The organism is Saccharopolyspora sp. NPDC002578 (genome assembly GCF_053592695.1).
The window spans coordinates 42,332-59,873 of sequence record NZ_JBSFWJ010000012.1 but is presented as its reverse complement, the minus strand read 5'-3'; the positions used below and the strand labels follow the sequence as shown (position 1 = coordinate 59,873).

At 67.5% G+C, this 17,542-nt stretch carries 16 protein-coding genes; 4 read left to right on the top strand and 12 right to left on the bottom strand.

All coding sequences use genetic code 11. The features are described from left to right. Positions 1-16 precede the first annotated feature (16 nt). Entirely contained in the window at positions 17-211 is a 195-nt protein-coding gene (locus ACWD38_RS08740; protein ID WP_450123731.1) for a ferredoxin, read from the bottom strand. Continuing rightward, positions 211-1,347 (bottom strand): cytochrome P450, encoded by a 1,137-nt coding sequence (locus tag ACWD38_RS08735; protein WP_243794879.1) that lies wholly within the window; start codon positions 1,345-1,347, stop codon positions 211-213. The genes ACWD38_RS08740 and ACWD38_RS08735 overlap by 1 nt, the downstream gene beginning before the upstream one ends. 837 nt (positions 1,348-2,184) lie before the next feature. Here ACWD38_RS08735 and ACWD38_RS08730 point away from each other — a divergent pair. Beyond that, positions 2,185-3,066, top strand: coding sequence for a PaaX family transcriptional regulator (locus tag ACWD38_RS08730; protein ID WP_450123730.1), 882 nt, complete (start codon positions 2,185-2,187; stop codon positions 3,064-3,066). A 216-nt stretch (positions 3,067-3,282) separates the two neighbouring features. On the opposite strand, the gene ACWD38_RS08725 is transcribed toward ACWD38_RS08730, so the two are convergent. The 7 genes from ACWD38_RS08725 to ACWD38_RS08695 form a co-directional block, all read right to left on the bottom strand. Beyond that, positions 3,283-4,386 (bottom strand): NAD(P)-dependent alcohol dehydrogenase, encoded by a 1,104-nt coding sequence (locus ACWD38_RS08725; RefSeq protein WP_450123729.1) that lies wholly within the window; start codon positions 4,384-4,386, stop codon positions 3,283-3,285. 45 nt (positions 4,387-4,431) lie between these two features. Beyond that, a complete protein-coding gene (locus tag ACWD38_RS08720; RefSeq protein ID WP_243794874.1) occupies positions 4,432-5,874 on the bottom strand; it encodes an aldehyde dehydrogenase in 1,443 nt (480 codons plus the stop codon). A gap of 236 nt (positions 5,875-6,110) precedes the next feature. Then, entirely contained in the window at positions 6,111-7,325 is a 1,215-nt protein-coding gene (locus tag ACWD38_RS08715) for an NAD(P)/FAD-dependent oxidoreductase (protein ID WP_243794871.1), read from the bottom strand. Positions 7,326-7,595: 270 nt separating this feature from the next. After that, on the bottom strand, positions 7,596-8,099 hold the full coding sequence (locus ACWD38_RS08710; protein ID WP_243794869.1) for a thioesterase family protein: 504 nt from the start codon (positions 8,097-8,099) through the stop codon (positions 7,596-7,598). 94 nt (positions 8,100-8,193) lie between these two features. Then, positions 8,194-8,448 (bottom strand): hypothetical protein, encoded by a 255-nt coding sequence (locus tag ACWD38_RS08705; protein WP_243794868.1) that lies wholly within the window; start codon positions 8,446-8,448, stop codon positions 8,194-8,196. A 16-nt stretch (positions 8,449-8,464) separates the two neighbouring features. Further along, entirely contained in the window at positions 8,465-9,424 is a 960-nt protein-coding gene (locus ACWD38_RS08700; protein WP_450123728.1) for an electron transfer flavoprotein subunit alpha/FixB family protein, read from the bottom strand. A gap of 28 nt (positions 9,425-9,452) precedes the next feature. Beyond that, positions 9,453-10,235 (bottom strand): electron transfer flavoprotein subunit beta/FixA family protein, encoded by a 783-nt coding sequence (locus tag ACWD38_RS08695; RefSeq protein ID WP_243794866.1) that lies wholly within the window; start codon positions 10,233-10,235, stop codon positions 9,453-9,455. Positions 10,236-10,408: 173 nt separating this feature from the next. Here ACWD38_RS08695 and ACWD38_RS08690 point away from each other — a divergent pair, with 173 nt between their 5' ends. Together ACWD38_RS08690 and ACWD38_RS08685 are read left to right on the top strand one after the other, a co-directional pair. Further along, positions 10,409-11,638, top strand: coding sequence for a CaiB/BaiF CoA transferase family protein (locus tag ACWD38_RS08690; protein ID WP_450123727.1), 1,230 nt, complete (start codon positions 10,409-10,411; stop codon positions 11,636-11,638). Between the two features lie 170 nt (positions 11,639-11,808). Beyond that, positions 11,809-12,963, top strand: coding sequence for an acyl-CoA dehydrogenase family protein (locus ACWD38_RS08685; protein ID WP_450123726.1), 1,155 nt, complete (start codon positions 11,809-11,811; stop codon positions 12,961-12,963). A 59-nt stretch (positions 12,964-13,022) separates the two neighbouring features. Here the strand turns inward: ACWD38_RS08685 and ACWD38_RS08680 are convergent, their stop codons facing one another. Then, positions 13,023-13,484 (bottom strand): (2Fe-2S)-binding protein, encoded by a 462-nt coding sequence (locus tag ACWD38_RS08680; RefSeq protein ID WP_243794862.1) that lies wholly within the window; start codon positions 13,482-13,484, stop codon positions 13,023-13,025. Between the two features lie 43 nt (positions 13,485-13,527). Then, entirely contained in the window at positions 13,528-15,825 is a 2,298-nt protein-coding gene (locus ACWD38_RS08675) for a molybdopterin cofactor-binding domain-containing protein (RefSeq protein ID WP_450123725.1), read from the bottom strand. 356 nt (positions 15,826-16,181) lie between these two features. On the opposite strand from ACWD38_RS08675, the gene ACWD38_RS08670 reads away from it, so the two are divergent. Continuing rightward, positions 16,182-17,036 carry a PaaX family transcriptional regulator gene (locus tag ACWD38_RS08670; RefSeq protein WP_450123724.1) on the top strand — a complete coding sequence of 285 codons (855 nt, stop codon included), beginning with the start codon at positions 16,182-16,184 and terminating at the stop codon, positions 17,034-17,036. A 2-nt stretch (positions 17,037-17,038) separates the two neighbouring features. On the opposite strand, the gene ACWD38_RS08665 is transcribed toward ACWD38_RS08670, so the two are convergent. Further along, positions 17,039-17,539, bottom strand: a complete 501-nt coding sequence (locus tag ACWD38_RS08665) for an acyl-CoA dehydrogenase family protein (RefSeq protein WP_450123723.1) — start codon at positions 17,537-17,539, stop codon at positions 17,039-17,041. Positions 17,540-17,542 lie beyond the last annotated feature (3 nt).

Sequence of the window (17,542 nt, the reverse complement as noted above, 5' to 3'; positions counted from 1 at the left end):
GGGAACCGGGGACTGATCAGTCCTCGTGGAGCGAGATCGCCCGTTCCGGGCAGACGTCCACCGCCTTGCGGGCGTCCTCAGCCAAGTCCGGTCCCACCTCGTCGACGAGGACGAAGGAGACCCCCTCGTCGTCCACGTCGAACAGGTCCGGCGCGCGCGCGACGCACCGCGCGTGACCCGAGCACTTGCCGGGGTCGATCGAAAGGCGCATCAGACGGCACTCCAGGATTCGAAGGTCACCGGCAGTTTCTTCACGCCCCAGGTGTTGCCCGTGTGCCACACCGCTTCCTGCCCCGGAGTCACGTCGTAGCGCGGCACCCGCTTCAGGAACTCCTGCAAGAAGACCCGCAGCTCCAGCCGAGCGAGGTGGGCGCCAAGGCAGCGGTGGATGCCCGAGCCGAAGCCGAGGTGACGGTTGGGCGACCGGTCCAGCACCAGCTCGTCCGGGTTCTCGAACTCCTCGGGATCGTGGTTCGCGGATGGCCACAGCAGCAGCAGCCGGTCGCCCTCCTCGAAGTCCTGCCCCAGGAAGGTGCACTTCTCCGTGACGTTGCGGGCGACACCCGGCTGCGGCGGCATGAAGCGGACCAGCTCTTCGATGGCGAGGTCCAGCTTGTCGGGATCGTCGACGATGTTCTCGAACCGGGTGCGCAGCTCGGGCTGTTCGGCGAACATCAGCAGCAGCCGGCTCAGCACGCTCGCCGTGGTGTCGAACCCGGCCGGTACCAGCACCAGACAGAACCCGAAGATCTCGTCGTCGTCCAGGCGCTCGCCCTCGATCTCGGCCTGAGCCAGATCACTGATCAGGTCACTGCCGTACCCATTGACCCGGAGGTTCTCCAGCATCTCGGCGAAGTACTTCTGGCAGTGCAGGCCCGCTTCCAGCGCGCGCTCCGTGTTGTCGTCGTCGCTGAGCGCGGGGTCGGGCTGCAACAGGACGAGGAACTGGTCCTTGAGCATGTCCCAGTCCTTCTCCGGGACACCCAGGTACAACTCCAGAATCGCCCGCAGCGGCAGCGGCACGGCGACTTCCTTGGCCAGGTCCACCTCGGAGGTGCCGCTGAAACCGTCGATGATGCTGGTGATCATCTCGCGCATCTGCGGTTCGACGTTCGCCACCGACTTCGGGCTGAACTGCCGCCCGACCAGAGCCCGGTAGTTGCGGTGGCGCGGCGGGTCGGCCTCGATCGGGATCATCGGGGTCGGGTTGCCGAACGGCGGAATCGTCACCGGGAACGACGAGAAGGACTCCGGCTGGTGCGACGCTTCGTAGACGTCCTTGTAACGCGACAGTGCGTAGAAGCCCCCGTGCTCCGAACTGTGCGCGACAGGGCAGGACTTCCGCATCTCCTCGAAGAGCTCCTGCGAATGCTCCTGGCTTTCCGTGCTGTGCAGGCTGAATCGTCCGATCAGCTCGTGGAGCCGACTTTCGTCCAGTTCCTTCGCCTGCTTCCTGACACTGTCTGGAGAACTCAAGATGACCGCCCTCTTCCGTGGTGGTGGTGCGATCGCGCTCGGACAGCCGATGGCTGCCGACGCGCGGCGAAGACGGGCGACGCGGTGGTCGCCGATCGCTCCGATGACGGACAGGAGGTGCACACGCCGAGCCGGGTGTCCGCGGCCGGCGACTCCGGGTCAGGCCCCCGAGAGACACCTCACATGTGACACACATGGGAAGGTAATCTCTTTTGATGTACATCGTCAAGGTTCGTGTCGCATATTCGAGACATCAGATTCGGCTGCACGAGCCTCTTCGGCTCCGCGCGCCCACGGCCCCCATCGCCAGGATTCCACCGCAGTCCACCCAGCGCCGCGTCGCTCCACAACTGCGCCACTCCACCAAGAGCGCAACATCCTTCGGCTTGATCACTCCGACGAGCCCGCGACACGACATAGTCGACATAGTTGGCCGTTCAGGCGCGTCTGGTGTAGTTCTAAAGGGGTGTCACCAGTTCAGGCCGAGACTCCCCAGCAACGCGCCTGCCGGCGCGGCCGCGCGCACAGCGACCACGGCGCACCCCGCCACCCGTGCCGACTAAAGTGGTCAACGGCAGGGTCGTTTGCTCCCCGTCCGGCCGAGACAGCTCCTGCCACCTGCAAACTCGCCGACCGGCGGCCCGCGCGACCGGCGCCCCGACGGCCCGAACGACACTCCGGTCGGCCGCGACCGCGGAAGGACCCGTGATGGTGCAACCGAGTCGACGCACGACTGCGACCAACGGCCCGTCGGCCAAAGCGGCCGCGCGGCCCGCAGTCACGACGGGCAGCGCCCGTTCCATGCTGATCACCGTGCTGGGCGAGCTGGTGCACCCCAGCGGGCAACCGGTGTGGACGTCGTCGCTGCTGTACATGCTCGTCGGCATGGGAATCGAACAGCGCACCGCGCGGCAGGCGATCTCCCGTGCCTCGGCATCCGGCTGGATCACCGGGCATCGCCAGGGACGCGAAGTGTGCTGGGAGCTGACCGAAAGCGGCAAGAACCTGATGGACGACGGCGCCAAGCGCGTCTACTCGTTGCACGCCGACTCCGGTCCGTGGGACGGGAACTGGCTGATCCTGCTGGTCACCATCCCCGAAGCGCAGCGCTCGATGCGCAAGATGCTCTACACCGCGCTCGACTGGGAAGGCTTCGGAAATCCGACCCCAGGAGTCTGGGTCTCACCGCACATCGATCGCGAGGCCCAGGCCCGGAAGGCCATCGACGATCTCGACCTGAAGGCGTCCACCCTCGCGTTCATCGGGAAGGCGAGCGACGTCGGCCAGGCCGAGCAGGAGATCGTCGACCTCGCCTGGGACCTCAGCGAGGTCACCGAGAAGTACGAGGAGCTGCTGATCCGCTACAGCGGCATGCAGCCCGCCCAAGGCGACCCGCTGCTGTTCACCCACGTGAAGCTCGTCAACGAATGGCAGCGATTCCCTTTCATGGACCCGCAACTGCCGGCCGAACTGCTGCCAAACTGGATCGGCAGGCGCGCCGCGGTGCTGTTCCACCAACTCCGCGAGGCGTGGTACGAGGACGCCCAGCAACGTTGGCGGGAAGTGCTCAAGGAAACCTCCCCGGCCTGAGTCGCCCTTGCGGTCGTGTTGCGGTGCGGGCAGCGGAACCTTTCGCGAATACTCCCTTGTGGGGACGGCCTGGATGGATCCCGCGGCGAGAAGACCCCTGAGTTCCGCTGACCGACCCTCTGCGCGAACAAGAACAGGACCGAACGACGGACGCGACCGGGTGAGGTGGCACTGCGCCACCGCCACCCTGGCCGTCGTCCCGCCGATCGCTCCGGACTACACCAACTTCAGGACGGGCTTGATGGTCTTACCCGACTCCGCGTCCTCGCACGCCTTGTTGATGTCGTCGAACTCGTAAGCGGTGATCAGCCGGTCGTAAGGGAACCGGCCCTGCTTGTTGAGCTCGATCATCTGCGGGATGAACTCATCCGGCCGGGCGTCGCCCTCCGTGACGCCGGTGATGGTGCGTCCTGCCATCAGGAACTCCAGCATGTCGACCTGGATCTCGGTGCCCGCGGTTCCGAAACCCAGCGTCGCGCAGGTCCCCTTCAACGCAAGGCAGCCGACCGCCTGCCGGACGACGGACGTGACCGCCGTCGTGTCCACCGAGAAGTCCGCCCCGCGACCGGTGATGGCCTGGATCTCGGCCACCACGTCCTCACTGGTCTTCCCGTTGATCGTGTGCGTGGCGCCCAGCTCCTCGGCCAGCGCCAGCCGGTCCGGCACCAGGTCCACGGCAATGATCTTGGTGCAGCCGGCGACCTTGGCCGCCATCAGCGCAGCCAATCCGACCGCACCGACGCCGAACACCACCAGGCTGCTTCCCGCCTGCGGCTTCAGCCGGTTGAGCACCGTGCCCGCGCCGGTCTGAATGCCGCAGCCCAACGGCCCCACAATGGAGAGATCGGTCTTCGGATCCAGTTTGACGGTGTTGCTCTCCAGCGTGATCGCGTACGTGGCGAACGAAGACTGGCTGAAGAAGAAGCCGTTCACGTCCCCGCCTTGGCCGTGCAGAGCGGTCGTGCCGTCCGTCCGGGTGCCCGCGACGTTGCGCAGCACGAACTGCTCGCAGTAGCTGGGGTCGCCACGGTTGCACATCGTGCAGTTGCCGCAGGACCCGTAGCTCAGCACAACCTTGTCGCCCGGTTCGACCTTGGTGACGTCCTTGCCGACGGCCTCGACGACACCGGCGCCCTCGTGCCCCAGCACGACCGGCAGCGGCACTGGCAACCACTGGTTGCGCACACCGATGTCGGTGTGGCAGACACCGGCCGAGTGCACCTTGACCAGGATCTCGTCGGCGCGAGGTTCGTCGAGTTCGAGTTCCTCGATTTGGAACGGTTTCTCCGCCTCGCGGACCACCGCAGCAGTGATCTGCATGAACAACTCCCCTGAAAAGTAGAAGGTGGGTGGCAGCGCCGGGTGTCAGCCCGGCAGGTAGATGGACTTCAGCTGCTGGTAGCCCGCCAGCGCCTCCGGGCCGAACTCGCGGCCGATACCGCTGGCCTTGACACCGCCGAACGGCGCGTTCAGGTCGATGACGTAGCCGTTCACGCCGATCGTCCCGGTCTGCACCTGACGGGCCAGGCTGATCGCGCGTTCCGAATCCGCGGACCAGACGCTGCCGCCGAGCCCGTACTCGGAATCGTTCGCTATCTTCACCGCGTCGTCGTCGCTGTCGTACTTGATCACCGACAACACCGGGCCGAAGATCTCCTCACGGGCGACCGTCGCCGAGTTGTCGACGTCCGCGAAGATCGTGGGCTCCACGAACCAGCCCTTGTCGATGCCGAGCGGGCGGCCACCGCCGAGCGCCACCTTCGAGCCTTCCGCACGTCCCTTGGCGATGTAGCCCTCGACCCGCTCGCGGTGCTCGGCCGAGGCGAGCGGACCGAGCTGCGTGGCCGGATCCAGCGGGTCACCGATCTTCAGCGAGGACAGCGAGACGGTCAGCGCATCAACGACCTCGTCGTAGCGGCTGCTGGGGGCGAGAATGCGAGTGCACGCCATGCAGGTCTGGCCGTTGTTGGCCAGCGAGGCGAAGAACAGGCCGTCGGTGACCTTGTCCAGGTCGGCGTCGTCGAGGATGAGCGCGGCGGACTTGCCGCCGAGCTCCAGGTTGACCGGACGCATCAGACGTCCGCAGTTCTCCGCGATCGTCCGGCCCGCCGCCGTGGAGCCGGTGAACGCGACCTTGTCGATGCCAGGGTGCTTGACCAGGTAGTCGCCGAGCTCCCGGCCACCCGGCACCCAGTTGATCACCCCGGGCGGAACGCCCGCTTCCTCGGCGGCTTCCGCGAGGATGAAGCTGTCCAACACCGTTCCCGGCGACGGCTTGAGCACGAGCGTGCACCCGGCGGCCAGCGCGGGACCGATCTTCGTGACCGCCAGCAGTACCGGGTAATTCCAAGGCACGATCCCGGCTACGACACCGATCGGTGTGCGCTGCACGAGCGTGTCGAATCCCAGCGGGGACGGACGCCGTTCCTCGGACTCCGCCGAAGCGGCCAGGCCCGCGTAGTAGCGCAGCAGCGCCACCACGTAGCCGCCCTCGAACTGCTCGCTCAGGCTGACCGGCATCCCGTTCTGCATGCTGACCGTCCGGGTCAGCTGCTCGGAACGCTTCTCCAGCGCGTCCGCGAACCTGTTGAGCACCGCGGCACGCTCGGCCGGATCCGTGGTGGCCCAACCGGAATCGTCGAAAGCCCGACGAGCGGCCTGGACGGCGCGGTCCACGTCGGCGTTCGTGGCTTCCGGCACGCTCCCCAGCGATTCCTCGGTCGTCGCGTTGACCACCTGGATCCGGCGATCGCTGGCGGGCGTCACCCAACTGCCGTCGATGAAAAGACTGTCATGGACCACTGCCATGGTCAGCTCCTTTGCTGTGACCGTTGAAACAGGCGCGGATCAGCGCCGAGACCGCAGATCGCCCGGTCTGCCGGGGTGACCCTGCTCACCGAGCAAGGTAGGCGAGCATCAACAGATTAGTCAACATCCATTGGTACTTGGTTTCTTTATCTGTATCAGGTATCTCTCGTGTCGATCAGTTCGAACGCGCGAGAATCCGGCGGAAGTCGACGCGGGATACGGGCGGTGGCGGAGGATCAGCGAGCCAGGCGGCGGGCGCCGATCAGCTTGAGCGCGTCCTGCCAACCGGACCGCTGGGCGATCAGCCGCTGGCACTTGGCGCTGTGCCCCGGGTTGTTCATGGTGAATGCGCCGACAATGCGGTCATCCCGGCGGTACAACGCGGTGAACTTGGCGGATTCGAGGTCACCGGCGGCGATGTGGACCTCCTCAACGCCCTCCGCCACACCGGCGAACTGCATCTTCCGGTCGTAGCAGTCGGACCAAAAGTAGGGCACCTCGTCGTAGCGTTCCGCTGCGGCGGACCCGAGGGCGTTGCGCGCCGCCAGGGCTCCCTGCTCTGCGGCTGCTGTCCAGTGCTCCACCCGCAGCGACCTGCCGAACAGGCCGCTCCGCCACCTGGCGACGTCCCCCGCGGCGTAGACACCGGGGGTCCCCGCGCTCAGGGTCTCGTCGCACACCACGCCGTCGTCGACATCAAGTCCGGACGAACGCAACCAGTCCGTCTCCGGTACGGCACCGATGCCCACGACGACCAGGTCGACGTCCAGCACGCTGCCGTCGGACAGGTCCACCTGCTCCACCCGATCCGTCCCGCTGACGCCCGTGACCGTGATGCCGCAGCGGAGATCGACCCCGTTCTCCTCGTGCAGCCTGGCGACCGCCGAACCGATCTCGGGACCGACCGCGCGCACCAACGGCACCGGCATCGCCTCCACCAGCGTGACCGGCAAACCCCGCCGACGCGCCGCGGCGGCGACCTCCGAGCCGATGAAGCCACCGCCCACGACCAGAGTGCGCGCTCCGCCATCGAGCGCGGCCCGGACGGCACGGGCATCGTCGAGCGTGCGCAGGGTGTGCACGCCGCGGAGGCCCTCCGCGCCGGGCAATGATCGAGCCGCCGCCCCCGTCGCGATGACCAAGCCGTCGTACTCGATCAGCTCACCGCCTACGGAGATGCGGCGCTCCCCGATGTCCAATTCGGACGCTCGCCTGCCCAGGCGCAGATCCACCTCGAGCTCCGCGAAACGCGCTTCGCCCCAGTGCAATGCGGGCTTCGGCCTAATATCGGCGGCAAGGAAATCCTTGGAGAGCGGCGGACGATCGTAGGGCAGGTGGGGCTCATCGCCGATGAGGGTGATGCGGCCTGGATGACCGGACTTGCGGGCCGATTCCACCGCCCGCAGACCCGCGAGCGACGCGCCGACCACGACCAGGTGCGCCGCACTCATGAGCACCAACCGAAGCTATATGCGACATGATATGCCACTAAGTTTCTCATGGTGTATAGTTTAAACACGCGTCGATGCCCCTGACCAGCATCGGCCGCGTTCCGGATCACGAGCGGTTCCGGAGCGCGGCCGACATCGCCGAGGCGCGGGAAGTGACAAGCTCTACAGCCAATCGGCGGCCGGCTCGGGCGCGGCAACGGAACACCGGCTTCAAACCGGCGGCGGCCTGCCGGCAGGTCCCGCGCCGCGCCCGCTCGGTGCGTCTCACGCTCAGCGCCGCAGACCCATCGCGCCGCACAGCGGGGCGCGCCACTCCAGGTTCACCGAGCGGGCGATCTCGTGGTCCAAGCCGGCGGCGATGTCCGCGGGCAGCGGGGTCGCCCGGCGCGAGTCCATCGCGACGTGCACCATGACGATCTCCAGTGTGCAAGCGAGCCGTTCGTTGCTGCGGTCGAGCAGCATCGAAACTGCGTGCAGGGCCTTGTCGGTGCGCTCCAGGAACCGCACGTGCACCGAGAACTTCTCGCCTTCCCGCAGTTCGCGCTGGTAACTCAAATGGTGTTCCGCGGCGAAGACGCCCATGCGTCGCCGGCTCCGGTAGTCCTCGTCCATCCCGATGGCACGGCAGATCGAATCCGCGCCCACGGCCCCGTACTCCAGGTAGTGCCGGATGTTCATGTGCCCGTTCAGGTCGATGAACTCCGGCGTGACGGTGCCTTCCAGCACCGCGGGGAGCGCGATCATCTGGTCGAACCTCGGGGTATTGCCGGTCATTCGCTGCTCCGGTTGCACTGGGCGGCCGCCGTCCGGCCCGCGAGGCGATTCATGCTGAGAGGACTCGTCATTCCGGAAGAGGCGACGATCACCATCACCTCTCACGTCGGGTCGGTCCGGAATCGGCGCGGCGCACGACCGTCCGGTTCACATCGACCGGTTTGGGCCTCCACACCCGCGACGCGGCGTCGAGCCAGTTCCGCACCGCCTTGTAGCAGGTGCGGCACATCGATCCGGGCGTGTACAGCTGCAGCTCCGGGTAGTTCAGCACGCATGCCGGATCCGCCTGTTCCTGGCAGATGCCGTGATGGCCGGCCTTGTTGCACAAGCAGGTGCACAGCGTATGCATTTGCGCCTCACCCCGGTCAGCTCTTGCGCTTGGCGATCTCTTCGGTGAGCTGCGGCGCGACGTCGAACAGGTCGCCCACCACACCGAAGTCGGCGACCTCGAAGATCGGCGCCTCGGCGTCCTTGTTGACCGCGACGATCGTCTTCGAAGTCTGCATGCCCGCCCGGTGCTGGATCGCACCGGAAATGCCGAGGGCCACGTACAGCTGCGGCGAGACGGTCTTCCCCGTCTGTCCGACCTGGAACTGGTGCGGGTAGTAACCCGAGTCCACCGCCGCGCGCGAGGCACCCACCGCCGCACCCAGCGAGTCGGCGAGCTCCTCGACCACCTTGAAGCGCTCGGCCGAACCGACACCGCGACCGCCCGAGACGACCACTGAGGCCTCGGTCAGCTCGGGCCGGTCGCCGCCCTCCACCGGCTGCCGTCCCGTGATCCGCGCGGATCTCGCCGGGTCCGCCGCCGGCACCTCCACCACCTGCTCGACCGCGGCGCCCTCAGCCTGCTCCGCCTCGATCGCGCCTGGGAGGACCGTGATCACCGGCGTGCCCGTGACCACCTTGGCTTTCGCCTCGTACCCGCCACCGAACAGCGAGTGCTCACCGACGCCCTCGCCGTCGAGACCGACGACCTCCGACAGCAGGCCAGATCCGGTGCGCACGGCGAGCCGTCCAGCGATCTCCTTGCCGTCCACTGTGGCCGGTACCAGCACCGCGGCCGGCGATGCGGATCGCACCAGTTCGGCCAGCACGTCCACCGCCGGGGTCACCAGGAACCGGTCGACATCGCTCGACTCCGCCGAGTACACCTTCGCCGCGCCGTAGGCGCGCAGCGCCGCGGTGAGCTTGCCGCTCGTGCCCGGCTCGCCGACGACGACCGCGGCGGGTTCGCCCAACTCGCGCGCCGCGGTCAGCAGCTCGAACACGACCTTCTTGACCTCGCCGCCCACGTGATCGACGAGAACCAGGACCTCAGACATACGCACTTCCCCTCGCGAATCCGATGGGCTAAACGAGCTTCTGACCGATAAGGAACTCGGCGGCGGCAACGCCTCCCGCGCCCTCGTCGGCAACCCGCTGCCCCGCCTGCTTCGGCGGCCTGGGCGCGGATTCGACGACTCGCGACCCGGCGTTGGCCAGCCCGACCTCAGCGAGGTCGATACCGGCGTCGGCAGCCGACAACACCTTCACCGGCTTCTTCTTGGCAGCCATGATTCCCTTGAACGACGGGTATCGCGGCTCGTTGATCTTCTCGGTGACGGACACGACCGCGGGCAGTCCCGATTCCAGGTGCACGATCCCGGTGTCGGTCTCCCGCTCCGCCCGTATCGTCGATCCGTCCGCGGAGAGCTCGCGGACGTAGGTCAGCTGCGGGATGCCCAGCAACTCCGCCAGCATCGCGGGCACGGCGCCGACACGACCGTCGGTGGACTCGTTGCCCGCGAGCACCAGATCCACAGATTCCACGGTGCCGATCACCGCTGCCAGCGCGCGTGCGGTCGCCGGTGCGTCGGTTCCGGCCAGCGCTTCGTCGGTCAGATGCACCGCCTGGTGCGCGCCCATCGACAAAGCCTTGCGGATCGCTTCCGCCGTGCGCTCCGGACCCATGCACACGACCGTCACCTCGCCGCCCTGAGCTTCGGTGAGCCGCAACGCCTCTTCGACCGCGCGCTCGTCGATCTCGTCCAGCACGGCGTCGGCCGCCTCGCGGTCCAGCACGTGATCGGCCGGCGCGAGCCTGCGCTCGGAGTACGTGTCGGGCACCTGTTTCACCAACACCACGACGTTCACTGGTCCACGTCCCAACTTCAGATCTCGAGCTCGCGATCGACCGCGGGCCGGGCTGCGGGGCCGTTCATCGGTCTCCCGTCGATGCGAATTTTGGCCTAAACTATTAAAGGACAGACCAAAGTGCAACACTGTGCCGAACCGGAGCAGAGCCCCAGGGACCACGAGGAGCCGAGTTGACGACGAGACACCAAGAAGCCGCCGATCCCTCCGGAACCGGGTCGCCGGGACCGCTGGACGGCGTCACGGTCGTAGCACTCGAGCATGCCGTCGCGGCGCCGATCGCCACGAGGCAACTCGCCGACCTGGGTGCGCGCGTGATCAAGGTGGAACGGCCCGACGGCGGCGATTTCGCACGCGGTTACGACGACGCGGTGGGCGGGGAGCTGTCGAGCGTCTTCCTGTGGACCAGCCGGGGCAAGGAGTCCATCACCCTCGACCTCAAACAACCCGAAGGACGCGAGGCGCTGCAAGCGCTGATCGCCGGTGCCGACGTCTTCGTGCAGAACCTCAGCCCCGGTGCCATCGATCGGATGGGTTTCGGCGCGGAGGTCCTGCGGGCCCGCCATCCCCGTTTGATCGTCGTGTCCAACACCGGATACGGCGAGCCCGGCCCGTACTCGGGCCGCCGCGCGTACGACGCGCTGGTGCAGTGCGAATCCGGGATGGTCGCGACCACCGGCAACCAGGACATCATGGTCAAGCCCGGGTTCTCCGCCGCGGACGTCGCCAGCGGCATGCACATGTACTCCGCGGTCCTAATGGCGCTCTACCAGCGCGAGCGAACCGGCGAGGGAACGGTGCTCGAGGTCGCCATGCTCGACGCGATCACCGATTGGATCGCTAATCACCTCTACTACACGCGGCACAAGGGCACCGAGCCGGAACGCATCGACATCGGCCACCCCTCCCTGGTCCCCTACGGGGCATTCGACACCGCCGACGGCGACCGGGTGGTGATCGGCGTGCAGAACGACCGCGAATGGGCGAGATTCGCCAGCACGGTCCTGCGGACCCCGGATCTGATCGGCGACCGGCGAACCGCGACCACCATCGCGCGCGCGGAGAATCGGGATTACGTCGAAGGAATCGTGAATGCCGCCACGACCCGTCTCGCCACCTCGGAGCTGCTCCAACTGCTCGAGGAAGCGCAGATCGCCAACGCAAGGGTCAACGGGCTGCACGAAGCCGTTGAGCACCCCCAGCTCGCGGCCAGGGACAGATGGGTGGATGTCGACACCCCGGTGGGCCCCGTCGCCACGCTGCGGCAGGTGATCCAAGAGCGCGGCCGGGAGTACCCGGCCCGCCCGGTCCCGGCCCTCGGCGCGCACACCGACGCGATCTTGCGAGAGCTCGGCTACCCGACGGAGAAGATCGCCACCCTGCGCAGGGACGGTGTCACGTGAGACTGAGTCCGCAGCGCACTCTCACCCAGCGGCCAGCCGGGGCGCCGCGCCGACGGCCGCATCGGTGAATCCGCTCGCGCCAGCTTGACCGACCAATGTGGATCGTATCCGGTTCCTGTCCGCCATGACCGAACGATCAAATTCCCATCTCCACGAAAGGTGCCCCTCCGGTGGTTTCGTTCGCCTTCACCGAAGAACAACGCGAGTTCCAGCAGGCCCTCCAGGACTTCTCACGCAAGCGGCTGCTCCCCGGCTACCGCGACCGCGCGGCGTCCGCCGAGTTCCCCTTCGACGTCCTCCGGCAGCTCGGCGAGCTCGGCGTGCTCGGCATCGGGCTCCCCGAAGAGTACGGGGGAACCGGCGCGGAGGATCCGATCACGCTGGGGCTGGCGACCGAGACCTTGGCCTACGGCGACGTCAACCTGGCCTCCGCCCCGATCCAGATCGGCCTCATCGGATCACAGTTGGTGCACGCGACCGAGGAAATCCGGCAAAACTACTTGCCAGCGATGATCGAAGGGCGCAAGACGGTCGCCATCGCCCTCACCGAACCGGGGTCCGGATCCGACGCGGCCGCGATGACCACGGTGGCTCGCCCCGTCAACGGCGGCTGGCAGCTCACCGGGGAGAAGACCGCGATCTCCTGGGCGTGCAACGCTTCCGCGGCACTGATCTACGCTCGCGATCCGGGCAGCACGCGCGCAGCCGGCGTGAGCTGCTACCTGGTTCCGCTGGATTCCGAGCGGGTGAAGGTCCACCACATGCCGGGCATGGGGTGTCTTCCCCTCGGCTGGGGGTCGATCCACCTCGATGACGTCTTCGTGCCCGAATCGCATCTCGTCGGAGAGCAGGGCAAGGGATTCCAAGCGGTCATGAGTCATTTCGACTTCAGCCGCGCCGCCATCGGGCTGATGTGCCTGGGCGCCGCCCAGGCGAGCATGGACGAGGCCATCGGCTATGCCACCGATCGCCACGCCTTCGGCAAGCCCATCGCCGACTACCAGGGTGTGTCCTTCCAGCTCGCCGAGCACGCCACGTACCTGGAGGCCGCCCGGTGGATGTGCTATCGCGCGCTGTGGCTGCGCGAGGAGAACGAACCGCACACCGCGCTGGCGTCCATGAGCAAGTGGTGGCCGCCGGTGGTCGCGAAGAACGCCATCGAGTCGGCCATGCGGATTCACGGGAACCTGGGCTACTCCACCGAGTTCCCCCTCCAGCAGCGCTACCGCGATGTGATGGCTTACCTGGTCGCCGATGGCACCGCGGAGATCCAGAAGAAAATCATCGCGAAGGACGTGTTCGAGCACCGCGGCATCGTGTCCTGAGCGGACGAAACCCCTCGGGAGACCGATGCCGGTCTCCCGAGGGGAATACTGGCCGGGAGTCAGTTCCCTGTCATCTTCGCCGCTTCCTTGATGGCGGTTCGGATGCGGAAGTAGGTTCCGCACCGGCAGACGTTCTCGATCTCGTCGATCTCGGCGTCAGTGGGTTCACTGGTCTTGCGCAGCAATGACACCGCTTTCATGATCTGCCCCGGCTGGCAGAAGCCGCACTGCGGGACGTCGATCTCCAGCCAGGCCTGCTGGACGGGGTGCAGCTCGTCGCCGTCGGCGAGACCCTCGATCGTGGTGACCTCGCGGCCTTCGACATCGGCCATGCCGGTGACGCACGTCGTGTACGCCTCGCCGTCGATCAAACAGGTGCAAGCTTTGCACACATCCAGGTTGCATCCCATTTTCGGGCCAGTGACGCCGAGCTGGTCCCGCAGCGTCCAGAGCAGCGGGTGGTCTGCGGGCGCCTCGACGCTGACCTGATTCCCGTTGAGGGTGAAGGAATAACGTGGCACGATGTCTCTCCTCAGTGGACTGTGGTCGGCGACTCCGGTTCGGTCAGGTCCGTGCAGGGAGAGGACGCATCGGCGGACGCGGGACCGGCCCCGGCGGATACGGCTCGAAGTCCACCTCGGAGTCGATCGGGAAGCTGGCCGGCATGATCCCCGTGGCTCGCCGGTAGGCGTTGACGACCGCCGCGAACGAAACGGGGACCGCGAACTCGCCCATGCCGCCCGGCTGCCCCTCCCCTGGCTGCACGAAGATCCGCACGTCGGTCGGGGTGTTCTTCTGCCGCGCGAAGTGGAAATTGTGGTAGCTGCCCTCCAGGAAGTAGCCGTCCCGCAAGTGCAATCCGCCGCGCAAGGCCACCGAAATACCGTCGGTCAGGCCACCGAGAGCTTGCGCCTCGATCCCGCTGACGTTGATCGGCCGTCCGACGTCGACGACCATGACCGCCTTGACCACCCTCGGCTTCCCTGGGTCCCGCGCGTCGATCTCGACGAGGCAGGCGAGCACGCCCTTCATCTCGTCGTGGAAAGCGACTCCCTGCGCGAACCCGTCCGGCATCGGCCGTCCCCAATCGCCCTCGGCCGCGACCTTGTCGAGGACCGCCCGCTGCCGGTCGTCCTTGAGGAAATCGCGGCGGAACACGACCGGATCCTTGTGGAGCCGCCGGGCGAGCTCGTCGACCACGACCTCCTCGACGCCCCGGACGTTGAGCGAGTACACCGATCGCCAGCTCCCGGTGTTCATCGGGACGGAGACCTCGTGCAGGTGCGTCGCGACCGCACCGAAGTTGTACGGGCAGTGCACCATCGACCGGAACATGATCTGGCTGACGCTCTCGTTGCCGACGGCGGGGATCTTGGCGGCGGCGGTCGTGAGCGCCTCACCGAAGCCGTGTTCCAACGAGGTGTCGACGGCCGCGTTCCAGTGCTCGTAGGACAGCACCTGGTCCCGCCCGTAGTGCACCCGAACCTTGTGGTGCTTCGCGGGATGCACACGTCCGTGCCGGATGTCGTCGGTGCGATGCCAGATCAGCTTCACCGGTTTGCCCATCGCTTGGGAGATCTGCGCGGCCTCCACCGCCGCGTCGTTGAACAGGCGGCGGCCGAACGATCCGCCGCTGGGCATGACGTGGACCGTGACGGCGGTCTGCGGCAGTCCCAGCTCCCGGGCGATGTTCTCTTGCGCGCTGGTGGGAACCTGTACCGCCGTCCACACCTCCGCGCGGCCGTCCCGCACATCGGCCACCGCCGCGTTGGTCTCCAGCGGGGCGTGGCTCAGGAAAGCGAAGTCGAACTCCAGCTCCAGCGTTCCGGCCCCCGACGGCAACGTCACCGGCGGATCGCCCAGCGGTCCCACCGCGGCGCGCAGTTTGCGGCGAACGGTCTCGTCGCTCTCGTCGTCAACGGTGCCCGGTCCCCACGTGGCGTCGATCGCGTTCATGCCGTCCAGCGCCATCGCGAAGGTCTCGGCCAGCACCGCGACACCTGTCGGGATCACAGCGACGTCGATGACGCCGGTCATCCGCTTGACGGCGTCCGCGTTGTGCACCGCCTCGACGGTGCCGTTGATCGTCGGTGGCCTGCGGACCAGGCACGGCTTCGCGCCCGCCACGTCGAGGTCCTGGGTGTAGGTGTTGGTTCCCGTCACGATCCGGTGGCCGTCGAGCCGGCGCACCCTGCTTCCGATGAGCTTGAACTCGGACTCCGGCTTGAGCACCACCGGCAGGTCCGGCAACTTCGCCGAAACCGCCGCCACCGCCAGCGAGCCGAACGACGCACTCCGCCCGTCCGGAGCGTGCACGACGCCGTCGGAGACCGTGAGCCGATCACGGGACAGTCCCCAGCGCAGCGCTGCGGTGGCCACCAGCCGCGTCCGAGCGGCCGCGGCGGCGAGCCGGGCCGGGCCATACAACGAGGTGATGCTCGACGAACCGCCGGTGAGCTGACCGAACAGCAACTCCGGCCGCGCGTCCGCGAGGGGCATCTTGACGTTGGCGAGCGGGATGTCCATCTCTTCCGCGATCAGCATCGGCACCGACGTGGTGAGCCCTTGCCCCACCTCGGCCCGCGGCAGCGGAACGGTCACCGTGCCGTCCTCGTGCACCGTGATCTGGAAGAGCAATGCTGCCGTGGGGGCGCCGATCACGTTGATGACGTCTTGGAGATCGACGGTTTCCCCGATGAGCTGCGGAGGTGACGGAACGGCGGCCTCGGCGGAGTCCGCGGCTCCGGCCAACGCGACCTCGGTCGCGACCGTCAGCGTCGGAGCGGCCAGCAGGTAGCTCAGGAACCTGCGACGGCCGATGGCCGGTGTGGTCGAGGACTTCTTCGTTGGATCGAAAACCACCGGTACCTCACAGTTCTCGGTCGCTCGGCCCGTCGCGCTGATCAGGCCGTCGGTCCGGCCAGCACGGAAACCGCCGAGCTGCACTGATGATTTCGCGACCTGCCGACGCGGCGCCCCGGAAGACAGCCGTGGTGACCCATTGCCCGGCTGAAACGCCTGCGTCCGGTGCTGAAACCCGGATCAACTCGGCCACGCGGTATGAAGATAGAGCCCAAACAGTGACAAATCAAGCAACTGAGTTCACGTTCGCGTAATACTTTCTCGAGCGTCACTGCACGGGAAGCCCGACGCCTCCGGGCCGAGCGTTCCGCGGTCCCGGTTGCACGCCGCCCAACGGAAACGGGGACCATGTGGACGTGACTCGGAGTGATACAGCAGGCGCCTCGCTACTGCCCGCGGCGAGCGCCCGGTCGTTGTTGCTCACGGTGATGGGCGAATTCTCCTACCCCGAGGACGAGGCGATCTGGACTACCGCCCTGGTCCGAGTCCTCGGTGGACTCGGCGTGGAGGGGCACGCCGCGCGCCAGGCGATCTCACGGTCGGCTGATGCGGGCTGGATCGAACGGGAGCGCATCGGCCGCACCGCACGCTGGCGCCTGACCTCGTCCGGCAAGACGGTCATCGAAGACGGTTTGGAGCGAGCCACGGCATTCCTCGATCGCTCCGAGCCCTGGGACGGGCGATGGCTGGTCCTCCTGGTCTCGATACCGCAGGGCGAGCGCACCACCCGAAAGCGCCTCTACGGCGGTCTGGCATGGCTGCGGATGGGGAACCCGACACCCGGCGTATGGCTCACCCCGCACGTGAACGCCGTGGACGACCTCCGGTCGCTCATCGCGGAGTTCGACCTCACCGGCAACGCCCTCAGCCTCGTCGGGCACACCGAGGACGTCGGACTCAGCGATGAGCAGATTGTCCAGCGGGCTTGGAACCTCGCCGAGCTTGCGGACAGCTACCGAGCACTGCTGGCCCGCTACGCCGACTTCCGGCCCGCGGGAGGAGACGAAGTGCTGCTGAGCTACCTCGAACTGCGGAACTTCCTGCAGCAGTTCATGCGCCTGGACCCGCAACTGCCGGAGGAGCTGCTGCCGGAGTGGGTGGGGCACGCGGCCTCGGAACTGTTCCTCGACCGGCGCGACCGCTGGTCCCCCGGCGCCTGGGAGCGCTGGCGGGAGATCCTGCTGGAAGCGCGGCCGAACGGCGCGCTCTGAACTCATCCGCTCCGGTACGGCACGAAAACGGAGCCGAAGAGCTCCCTGGCGACGATGATCTTCTGCACCCGCGCGGTCCCGTCCGCGATCTCCAGGGCCAGGACGTCGCGCAGGCGCTGCTCGAACGGGAACGAGACCCCTTCGAAGCGGGCCAGCGGTGAGCCGAAAGCCGACCGCTCGCGCACGTACGCCGCGGTGTCGTCCAGACTCGCCTGGGCGCACCCGATTCCGGTGAGCGCGAGCAGCGGCCTGGTGCAGTCGAAACCGTTGAGCACGCTGCGGAAAGCACCCCCTTCAGCCCCGAGCACCGCGTCCTCGGTCACCCGGACCTCGTCGATGTGGACCATGCTCCGCCCCATCGGTTTCCAGCCGGTGTCCCCAATGCCGGAGGTCGCGATGCCGGGGTCGTCCATTCCGACGAGGAACGCGGACACCCCGAGGTTGACGTCGTCGCGGTACGTCCGCGCGGTCACGATCAACGCGTTCGCATTGGCCGACATCATGAC